The 10,438-nt window shown below is 69.9% G+C and carries 5 protein-coding genes; all 5 read left to right on the forward strand.

Features of this window, described 5'->3' with window-relative positions:
* Positions 1-49: 49 nt before the first annotated feature.
* The 5 genes from AC5Y30_RS01790 to AC5Y30_RS01810 are packed head-to-tail and all read left to right on the forward strand — an operon-like array spanning position 50 to position 10,437.
* Positions 50-715, forward strand: coding sequence for a DUF4190 domain-containing protein (locus AC5Y30_RS01790; protein ID WP_499915772.1), 666 nt, complete (start codon positions 50-52; stop codon positions 713-715).
* Between the two features lie 5 nt (positions 716-720).
* Entirely contained in the window at positions 721-1,275 is a 555-nt protein-coding gene (locus AC5Y30_RS01795) for a hypothetical protein (RefSeq protein ID WP_499915774.1), read from the forward strand.
* Positions 1,276-1,331: 56 nt separating this feature from the next.
* A complete protein-coding gene (locus AC5Y30_RS01800) occupies positions 1,332-4,238 on the forward strand; it encodes a vWA domain-containing protein (RefSeq protein WP_499915776.1) in 2,907 nt (968 codons plus the stop codon).
* Positions 4,238-7,783 carry a tubulin-like doman-containing protein gene (locus AC5Y30_RS01805; protein ID WP_499915777.1) on the forward strand — a complete coding sequence of 1,182 codons (3,546 nt, stop codon included), beginning with the start codon at positions 4,238-4,240 and terminating at the stop codon, positions 7,781-7,783. The genes AC5Y30_RS01800 and AC5Y30_RS01805 overlap by 1 nt, the downstream gene beginning before the upstream one ends.
* 2 nt (positions 7,784-7,785) lie before the next feature.
* Entirely contained in the window at positions 7,786-10,437 is a 2,652-nt protein-coding gene (locus tag AC5Y30_RS01810) for a hypothetical protein (RefSeq protein WP_499915779.1), read from the forward strand.
* Position 10,438: the final 1 nt, after the last annotated feature.

Raw genomic sequence — 10,438 nt, forward strand, 5'->3', positions numbered from 1 at the left:
CGCGTAGCTCAACACAGCGGTTCGCCGCTACGGCCGGTGGGGTGAATTGATGTATCCCAGCGAAGACCCTTTTGCGCCGTCCTCCGGCGACCCGTTCGGCGGGACGCCGCCCACCGTGTCATACGGTGGCGCGCCGACGGCCCCGGTCGGCTACCCGGGTGCGCCGTTCGGCGGGCAGCCGCCGCGCGCGGACTACAACACGCTGGCGGTGCTCTCGCCGGTCTTCGGGGTGATCGTTCCGCCCGCCGGCATCGTCATGGGCCATCTCGCGCTGCCGCAGATCAACCGCAGCGGCGAGCGCGGGCGCCCGGCCGCGATTGCCGGCCTGGCCATCGGCTACCTGATGTGCGTCCTGCTGATCCTCGGCGGCGTGTATTGGGGCACCCGCCCGAGCAATTCCACGCCGGCGACCGCGTCCAGCTCCGCCGTGCCCAGGCCGATACCGCCGCGCGTCATCACGTCGGTCGCACCGGGCACCACCGTGCCGCGCGGCCCGAAGCTCGACCTGGCGACCGTGCCGATAGGCACCTGCGTGGAGCTGCAGCTGCGCAACAGCACGGGCAATGACGCGCTGGATTTGTTCGGTGTCGACTGCGAACACCGCGACGGGGTGTACACGGTTGCCGCGCGGGTGCGCTCGAACAACGACTGCAACTCGGTGTACGTGGCCGCGCCTCCCGACCGTTCCTTCGCCCTCTGCCTGAACCCGTATTGAGACCGATGAACGCACCAAACCCCTTCGACTTCAGCGACTTCGGGCCGGGCAAGCAGGCCCAGTCCGGTGGCGGACAGCAGCCGGCGCAGGGTGGGGGTTTTGCGGGCGGATTCGATCCGTGGGCCAACCAGCGACCAGCCGCGTCGCGAGCCCAGGACGCTTTTCAGGCACCACCGGCGTTCGACCCGACGAGTGGACGTGACGCGTTCGGGCAACTCACCGCGAGCCCGGCGGGCATCGGCGCGCTGACGACGGCGGGACCGCCGCTGGTGTGGTTCGCGGTGGCCCTGGCGCTGGGGGTTGCCGGCATTGCGCTGGCCGGTGCGAGCGCGTTGGGCGGCCCGATGATTGCGGCCGCGATCATGGGGTGGCTGCTGGCCGGGCCGCTGGCGATCGGCGCCTTGGCGGTCTTCAGCCGGGTCGACACCCGGCGCCGCACCGAGGCCATCTACTCGGCGCCAACGTGGACCTCGAAGCTGTATTGGATAGTGCTGGCCGTCTGCCTGCTCGGGATAGCCGTGGGGGCGTGGCAGATCGCGCTGTGGGCGGGGACGTTGTAGTGGCCCACTGCTCTCGAATACCCCGCGGCCGCAACGGCTTTCCGACGCTCGCGCGGGTGGCCGCGGTCGCGGCCCTCGTCGCCGTACTGAACGTGGTCGGCTGGGCACCCGTCGCGTCGGCGGCGGGCTCGCCGGGCGCGAGCCGATTCGGGGCCTGCCTGGCCTCGCAGAAGGACGGGGATCTGCTGCTGTTGTTCGACGAGTCGAGCAGCCTGCAGCAGACCGACCCACAGGCCGCGCGCGTGCAGGCCGCCCGCTACCTGGTGCAGACGCTGGGCAAATACGCCGACCGGGTGAGCGCAAAACTCGACGTCGCGGTGGCAGGGTTCTCCGATACCTATGTCCCCGAACATGATTGGACCCAGCTCACCGGCTCGACCGCGGACAGCGTTGGGGCGTCGCTGGATCCGATCGCCAAGAAGAACACCGGCATCGACACCGACTACTGGCTGGCCCTCGACGGCGCCCGGCAGGCGCTGACGACGCACGCCGGTTCGGCCGACAAGGGTCAGCGCTGCCAGGCCATCGCCTGGTTCTCCGACGGCATGATCGATTTCACCGCCCGCCCGGTCACCAAGCCATACGCCGACGGGGTGCCGCTGGACTCGCCGAACGGCATCCCCGACACCACGCAGAAGGCCGTGCAATCCATCTGCCGGCCCAGCGGCCTAGCCGACCAGCTGCGGTCGAGCAACATCATCATGCTCGGAATCGGCTTGGGCGCCAAGCAGACTCCCGGTGACTTCAACGTGATGTCGGCGATCAGCACCGGCAAGGGATTGCAGGGCTTGGCGTGCGGCGCCATCACGGATCCGGTGCCGGGCGACTTCTTTCCCGTCGCCAACATCGACGACATGTTGTTCGCGTTCGACGCGCTCAACCCGGACCCCGGCGTGACCGACCAGGGCGGGGTCTGCCAGATCAAGGTGTGCCCGGAGGCGCGGCACAACTTCGTGCTCGACCGGTCCATCAAAGAGGTCAACATCCTGGGATCCGGCGGCGTGCCCGGCGTCGAACCCTACCTCGTCTCGCCGACCGGGCAGACCCTGCCGCTGCCCAAGAAGGACGGCGCCCAGAACGTCAACGTCGACGGCGTAGCGGTGAGCTACCAATGGCAATCCGAATCGGCGCAGACGATCTCGCTGCAGAACGGCAACGCCCCGCACTGGACCGGGCAATGGGCGATCGTCTACGTCGACACCACCGGCCAGCACGCCGACGCGGTGTCCAAGGTCAGCATTCACATCACCACCGACATCTTCCCGGCCCTGACGGGCGCCGACAAGGTCGCCTGGCACAGCGGCCAGACCCTCAAGGGCCTGGTCTTCGGTTTGGTTGACGGTCAAGGCAAGCCGATGGCCCCGAGCGACCTGGCCGGTACGGCCACCATGTCGGCGTCGTTGGGTCCCGATGGCGCCGCGCCGATTCCGCTGCTGACGGCGGCGGGCAAAGATGACATCGCCAAACCCGTCGACGCCGACCTGACCACAGTGGCCCCGGGGCACGCGACGTTGCGGATGTCGCTGGTGATCACCACCGCGAACACCACCGACCAGAACGGCGGACCGATCGCCGGCACGCAGTTGTCGCCGCAGGAAGTCGATGTGCCCGTGCAGATTCTGCCCAAGGTCGGCCTGCCGACCCCGGGCCAGCGCATCGACTTCGGCACCGTCGAGGGAGCCAAGGGGGCGACCGCGACGCTGAACATCACCGGACCGGGCTGCGCCTGGATCAGCGACACCGATACCCCGACGGTGACGGGCGCACCGGATGGCATCGGCGCGCCGCACGTGGGTTCGCCGACGAATTCGGGCCAGCACTGCCTGAAGGTGCAGGCGGGGGAGACCGCACAGCTGTCGGTCAGCCTGCGCACCGACCACAACGGGCACGGCGGGCTCAACGGCACTGTGCCCGTGCATGTTTCGACGCTGGACAACCCGGACGACGCCCAGACCGTGCCGGTGGCCTTCACGGCGTCGATGATCAACCCGCTCAACACCACGAACTTCATCCTGGTGCTCATCGCCGCGCTGCTGCTGGGTCCCGGAATCCCGTTGGCGATGCTGTACGCATCGAAGTGGTGGGTCAGCAAGATCCCCGACAATCCGCTGCTGGCCGAACGCATCCCGGTGCAGGTCGAGCACGACGCGGTGCTGCGCGGCGGTGAGCCGTTCGCAATGGCCGACACCGATCTGGTGCAACCCGTGACCGGGCTGCCGCCCGGTGGCACCCGCCAGCTATCGGTGGCCGGGGTGAATCTGTCGGTTGCGCTGGGGCGCAGCCCGTTCGGATCCGGACACGTGGTCGTCGGCGCCGAGGGCCTGGTCAGCGTCGGGTCCAAGCTGCCCGGATCGGACAAGACCGGTTTGCGCGCGATGCTGCCGCTGGCGGTGCACAACACCTGGGTGCTGCTGCACAACCCGTACGGCCCCGAGACCGCCGCCGAGGTATTGCTGTTGGTGGCCGGAACCACCGACACCGTCGCGCGCGAGCGCCTCTACGAGGAGGTCGCGCAACGGCTGCCCGACCTGCTCACCGGGTTGCGGTTGCGCGCCGTGCAGGCCGGCATGACCGCAGCGTTCGCGGCGCCGGGCGAGGCGGCCTCCCCATTCGGTGACACGCCGGCGGGCGTCGTCGTCGCCTCGGCCGGAGACGATCCCTTTGGGGGCGGCGCGGATTCGCCGTTCGCGGCGGCGCCTGCGGGGGCGCCTTCGAGGCCCGCGGCGCCGCCCCACGCGCCGACAGGGCCGGTGCCGCCCGGCTTCAATGAGGCGGAGACACAAGAGCGGCCGATCCCCGAACCGATATTCCGCCAAGACGAGACGATGGCAGCCGGCTACCGGTACGACGACGAGGGTGAAGAGCGCGAAAAGGGCACGCCGCCCGGGCCGCCGACCGATTCGACGCAACCCTCCCATCGATTTGACCCAGATCCATTCGACCCGTTCGGAGAGGGCACCTGATGCGACGATTCCTGGTAGTGGGCTGCGGCGGTTCCGGCGGCGCCACGCTGTCCCTGATGATGGACCAGCTGCGCTCCGAACTGCACACCGCTGGAATCGAAAAGCTTTTAGCCGGTTGGCAATTCGTCCACATCGACGTTCCGAGCGCCGCGGAGTCGGGCCCGGAGGGGCTGGCGAACGTTCCCGCCCAGGGCGGCAGCTACGTCGGGTGCGGACCGCAGGGCAGCAGCTACGCCGTCCTCGACGGTGCGCTGTCGCAACGACTGGCGGCCGAATCGGCGTTGGACACGATCGCCACCTGGGCACCGCGCAGCCCGCAGGAGGTGTCGATCCCGATCTCGGCCGGCGCGGGGCAATACCGGGCGATCGGGCGCATGATCACCCTGAGCAAGGCCGCCGAGATCCACGCCCGGCTACAGGCGGCGTGGGACACGCTGTTTCGCGTCGAGACCGTCTCCGAGATGTCGACGGTCGACGTGCCGGGCATGGGTCGCTTCGACCCCAACGAACCGCCGCTGGTGTTGGTGGTGTCGTCGATGGCCGGCGGTGCGGGGGCGTCGATGGCGCTGGACGTGTGCCGCCTGCTGACCTTGGTCACCGGTCTGGATCCCCGCCTGATGGGCGTATTCATGGTGACACCCGACATTTTCGACTCGCTCCCACAGAGCGCCATCATCGGCGTGCGGGCCAACGCGTTGGCGATGCTCGGCGAGATCGTGGCCAGCCAGTCCGGTGCGGCCCGCGAACACGACGTGCGAATCCTGCGCGCCTTGGGCCACCATCACGGTGAGGGAGAACCGATTCCGTTCGCGCGGGTGTTCCCCGTCGGCCGCTACATCGGCGCCGACCGCACCCTGTTCGGTGACGGCTCCCAGTACGCGGTGTACCGGGGACTGGCGCGTGGGCTGGCGGGGCTGATGATGAGCGGGCGGGCCAGCGACCAGTTCGTCGCCTACGACCTAGGCAACACCGCCTCGCCGGTGGGTGATCGCGACTTGCTGGGCTGGGGCATCTCGTCGTGGGATGTGTTGCCCTGGGGCACCTATGGCTTCTCCAGCCTGAGCATGGGCCGTGACCGCTACGCCGAATACGCCGCCCAGCGCCTGGCCCGCAGCTGCGTGGACAAGCTGCTCGACGGGCACATGCAGCGGGGCAACCCGGCGTCGAGCACCGAGCAGTTGGACTCGCTGCTGTCCAGCCAATGGGCCGCGCTCTGTGGCGAATTGGGGTTGCCGCCCAGCGCCGGCGACGAGCAGACCCGGGTGAGCCAGCTCGGCCGCTGGATCGGCACCGAGGCCTTCACGGCCGACATCGTCGTCTCCACCGTCAACGGCCTCATCGACCGTCAGCTGCGCAACCACCTGCCCAACCCGGAAGGCGTCACCGCCGAGCAGTGGGTGCCGACCATGCGGCAGGCTGTGCACAACCGGCGCGCCGAGTTGACGCGGGCATGCGCGGAGGCGGCCTACGCCATGGCTTTTCAGTGGCACCAGGATTTCGCCAACCGGCTCGAACGGGTCGTCGGCGCGGCCGTCGCCTCGCTGGGATTGCCGTTTGCGCGGGAAGTCGTCGACCAGCTGCGCCGCCACATCGATGACCACCTCACCGCCGGGGTTGCGCAGCTGGGCAACATGGGCCCGCCCGACATCGTGGCGTTCTCGCCGCAGGTGGACGCCGGGCTGAAATCGCTGCACGGGGTGATGACCAACACCGACCAGGTGGTAGCCGCCGTGGTGGACGGGTTCCGCGCGACGGTGCGCCGCCAGCTGTTCGCCGACGCGGCCGCCCGCATCGCCGACGTGCTGCGGGTGGTGGGGCTGGAACTGCTGGTGCCGCTGCGGGATCGGCTCAGCGAGGCGATGATCCAGCTGGAGAACGCCCGCTCGGAGCCGCCGACCGACGTGGGCCTGGCGCGCCTGGCCACCGACCAGTACGCGGCTTGGCCGGCGGACGCCGACGAACTGGTGCCCAGCCGGTTCGCGGAGGCGAACAACGAAGTGCTGCTGATCAATTCGACCGCCTTCAAGGGGCGTTACGAGGCCGACCTGCCGAAGGCGGTGGCCGGCGCCAACGCGATGATCCCGCTGCAGTCGGCCATCGAGGAGGCCACCACGCGGGTGATCCTGGGGGAGTGGCAGACCACCGGCGGCGTGGCCGCCCCGGGCGGGCTGATCGAGCGCACCGCTACGTGGGTCACGCGGGCGCTGGGCACCGACCCGGAGACCGGCCGCGCGCGGGTGCCCTCGATCGCGCAGTTCGACATCCACACCCGCCCAGTGGAATTGCTGCGCCGGGCCCGGCTCTACGTGGAGCGGCCGGGGGAGTCGTTCGCCGAATTCTGCAAGGTGTCGCTGCGCGACTACGTGCAGGGGGCGGGAGCCTCGGAGTCGGAGTTGGTGGCGCGCCGCCGCGACATCGCCACCAAGTTCGCCGAGGCGCTGTCGCTGGCGCGACCCCTGGCCAGCGTCAACGACCAGGCGCTGCAACGGGTCCACCCCGGCCAGCAAACCGAATACCGCTACAAGTTCTCCGAGATTCCGTTCGCCGGTCAACCGGTGGACCGCGAACTGTTCGAAGTCATCCGCAACAATCCGCGGATCGACCAGGCGACCAAGGACAACTACGGGCGTTCGCTGTCCGACGAGGACAGCGTCACCCGAATCGACATCTTCGGCTCGTATCCCAACTACTCGCCGCTGGCGTTCGACTCGGTGCTCAAGCCCGCGGCCCAGCAATGGGCGCAGACCGCGGGGCCCGGGCGGGGCGCCTTCTGGAAATACCGTCGCTCCCGGCCACTTTCGGCGTCGCTGCCGATGACCGACGAGCAGCGATTCACGATGACCGGCGGCTGGTTCGTCGGCCAGCTGCTGGGCCGCATCCAGATCCCGGCGTCACCGTTCACCGAGCCGGTGCGGATCTACGACGCCGACAGCGGGCAGTGGCTGAACTTCCCGAACCCGCTGCTGACACCGCCGTCGGCGTTCCACGCTCCCTACGACTGGCTGCCGGCGGTGCTGGAGTCGATCCTGCTGGCCATCGCGCAGTCGCACGAGCCGCCGGTGATGCGCTCGCTGCGGCCCTACAGCGTGCTGCGTGAGCTTTACGACGCGCATTCGCAAGACCCCGCCAGCGGCATCGTCGCGCTGTCGGCGCAGGGACTGCTGCGCGAATTCCTGCAGGGGGCCTCGAGCGCGCCCGGGGTGCAGTCGCGGGTCCCGGGCATCGCCGAGGCCCAGACCGCCGACGAGCGCGCCGCTGCGGCGATCGAGTGGTTGACCACCATCCGTGACGTTGCGGCGCAGTATCTTCCGGCCGACATGCCCGGCGCCACGCCGGGTGGGGCGTTCACGACGGTGCCGACGCGAACCACGGCGTCGAACACGCCGATGTTCCGCGATCTCGCGCCCGACGTGTACGCGGCCACCGGTGCGCTGATCAACCTGATCCAGCACGAGGCCGAGGCGCTGGCGGCCGGCGCGGCGGCGGGCGGCCCGGTGCTCGACGGCGGAGCGCCCGTGGTGATTCCCGAAGGCGGGACGTTCTGACGATGGCCGCATCCGCCGACACCTCGCTCACCGTTATCGTGGCCCCGCACCTGCAGACCGACGAGCTTTTGGGCATCCTGTGCGATTACTCGGCCGCCGGGTTGCTGGGCGTCTTCGTCTGGGTGGACGCCGGCGATGCGCGGGGGCCCGCCACAGCGGCGACGATGGTGCGCGATAGTAGGTCGGAAAGCGTTGTGCTGCAACAGGTGTTGACCGCCCAGCATTACGACCGGGTCCGGGTGGCGGTGCTGGTTCCGCTGGATGCGCCGGCCGCGCAGCGGGCGCCGCTGGCCGCCGAGCAGTTCGTCGAACAAGTCGTGCGCAGCACCGCCAGGGGAGCCGCGATGACCCTGCTGCGGATGCTGCTCACCAGCGGGCGCGCCGGCGCCAGCCAGCTCGGCGCGTCGGTGGTGGTGGAGGGCTGGCACAACCTGCTGATCGCACCGGAGGATTCGCCGGCACCCGGGTTGGGTGCGGTGCCGTGGGGGCATCTCGCCGAACCGCTGGATCTGGCCCAGCGCGCCGCGCCGGTGGTCGCGGCGGTGGCCGGTTTGTGGGCCGATGTGCAGCAGACCCCTTTCGACAGTGTGGAGATCCTGCCGGGCCAGACGCTGCGCGCGGTGCGCGCGTTCTACCGCAGCCTCGATACCGCCGAGGTGGAACGCCGGCTGCGGGCGCGGCTGTTCGATCCGGCGGGGCGGCTGCCGCTGCCGCACGGCGGCCAGGTGCCGGTGCTCTACGTCGAGGACGTTGCGGCGGCCACCCAGGCGATGGCCCGCGCGCTGTGGACCAAACATCGCGACGTGCTGCGCGGACCGCGGCTGGGTGCCGACGATGTTGCCACCCAAGCCATTTCGATCTGGGCCGCGCTGAAGATGTTCCTGCGCTTCATGGGCGGCGCTTTGCGCAACGCGCCGTCGGCGTGGTTGTCGGCGGTCAAGGGATCGGTATCGGCGGTGTTGGCCTCGACGGTGCAGGGCACCGTGTTCGGCGGCCGCGAATCGGCGTTCTCGGTGGTGACCAGCAGCCAGCTCGCCGACTGGCAGGACCTGGGCCGCAGCGCCGACACGCTCAACGCCGCCATCGGGGGAACGGCGGGCAACGGTCAACTGGCGCAACAGGATCTGAGCCCGCTGTGGATCGATTTCGTCAACGGCGCCCTGACCCTCGCCGACGGCGGACGCCGGGCGAAGGGGCTCGACCCGATTCAAGTGGGCGCTGGCGTGGGTGTGTTGGCCAACGCGGCCGACGTCGTTCCCAGCCGCGCGGACCGGTTCAGGGCGATCCCGACGTCGCTGGCCGCGGTGATCGGCGTCAGCGACCTGGAGCCGGCCGACGTGCTGGGCGCGGCGGATCTGCGCCAGCGGCTGCAGCGCGCCTACTCCGACCCCGCCGCCGGCGTCGAGGCGCGCGGGGTGTCGACCGAGCTGGAGCGCTGGCAACAGCATGCGTCGAAAAGCTATGCCTGGCAGGCGGGGTCGATCCTGACCGACTTCTTGGGGCGGGCCCGCACCGAGGTGGCGCAGATCGCCGAGCAGATTCAGCGGGCGGCCAGCGAGATCTCGATCGACGAGCGGGTGCGCGCCCGCCAGCAAGCCATCGGCACCATCCTGGCCACAATGACCTGGGCGACCATGGGGGTCCTCGTCGTGTTGGTCGGCCTCGCGGCGGTCGGCTTCACGGGCTGGAAGTACACGTTGATCACGGGCGGAATTTTGCTCGGCCTCTATATTGTGGTGTCGCTGACGTTGTTCCTGTTCGCCCAGCGCGACATGTTCACGTTGATGAATCTGCGGAAATCTCAACAGAATCAGCTCGAGATGATGCAGACGAACCTGCAGACCGCGCTGCAGGACGTCAGCCGCCTGTCCACGGCGTACGGCCAGTATCTGTCGTGGTGTCGCGTGCTGGGGCCGGTGCTGCGCGCGCCCTTTGGGCCCGCACCCGCGGGGCGCTCGCCGGCGCCGCTGATCTCCGACGGCCTGCCCCGCTGCGCCCAGGTCGGGGTCGCCGACCCCAACGCGGAGCGCGCCGACGATGCGGCCCATGCCATTCAGCGCCGCCTGTACGCGCTCGGCTGGCTGACCAAGCCGTGGCAGGACATGGTCGCCCACGCCGCGGGCCGGCTACGGGAGGAGCCCGAAATGCTGTATCGGATGCCGGGTTTCAAGACCGCCTCGGGTCTGGACCAATGGTCGGCGGCCGTCGCCTCCGGGCAGGTGCACTCCACCGGCGCCGAGGCGCTATGGCAACGCGTCGAGCAGATGTTCGCCGAGGACAGCCGCGTGGGAAACGCGCTGACCGGTGCCGTCTTCGCTCCCGCGATGGGGCAGCACGTCGGGTCCGAACAGTTCGCCGCCGGTGTCGTCGACCATCGGCCGGGGCACGCCGCCCCGTTCGACGGATCGGTGTTCACCGACGCGGCCATGACCGCGAGCCGCTGCGCGGTGGCCATCGATACGGCCGCACTTGCCCGGCCCGGCCTAGGATTTCGGGCCGCGGTGGTGCAGGCCAGCGACGGGCTGGCGCCCTATGACTTCACCCTGTTCGAGGTGCCGCTGGCCGCCGCGTCGGGAGTGGAGATGGAGAAGACCGCGGTGATCACCCACACCGAGCACCGCGACGTGCCGCCCGGCGGGGATTTGGTGTTCTAGT

The sequence above is a fragment of the Mycobacterium sp. NGS27 genome (assembly GCF_059813005.1).

Bases quoted from the DNA above. Each gene is read 5' to 3' on its own strand.
- AC5Y30_RS01790 (WP_499915772.1), top strand. From the start codon at position 50: ATGTATCCCAGCGAAGACCCTTTTGCGCCGTCCTCCGGCGACCCGTTC.
- AC5Y30_RS01795 (WP_499915774.1), top strand. From the start codon at position 721: ATGAACGCACCAAACCCCTTCGACTTCAGCGACTTCGGGCCGGGCAAG.
- AC5Y30_RS01805 (WP_499915777.1), top strand. From the start codon at position 4,238: ATGCGACGATTCCTGGTAGTGGGCTGCGGCGGTTCCGGCGGCGCCACG.
- AC5Y30_RS01810 (WP_499915779.1), top strand. From the start codon at position 7,786: ATGGCCGCATCCGCCGACACCTCGCTCACCGTTATCGTGGCCCCGCAC.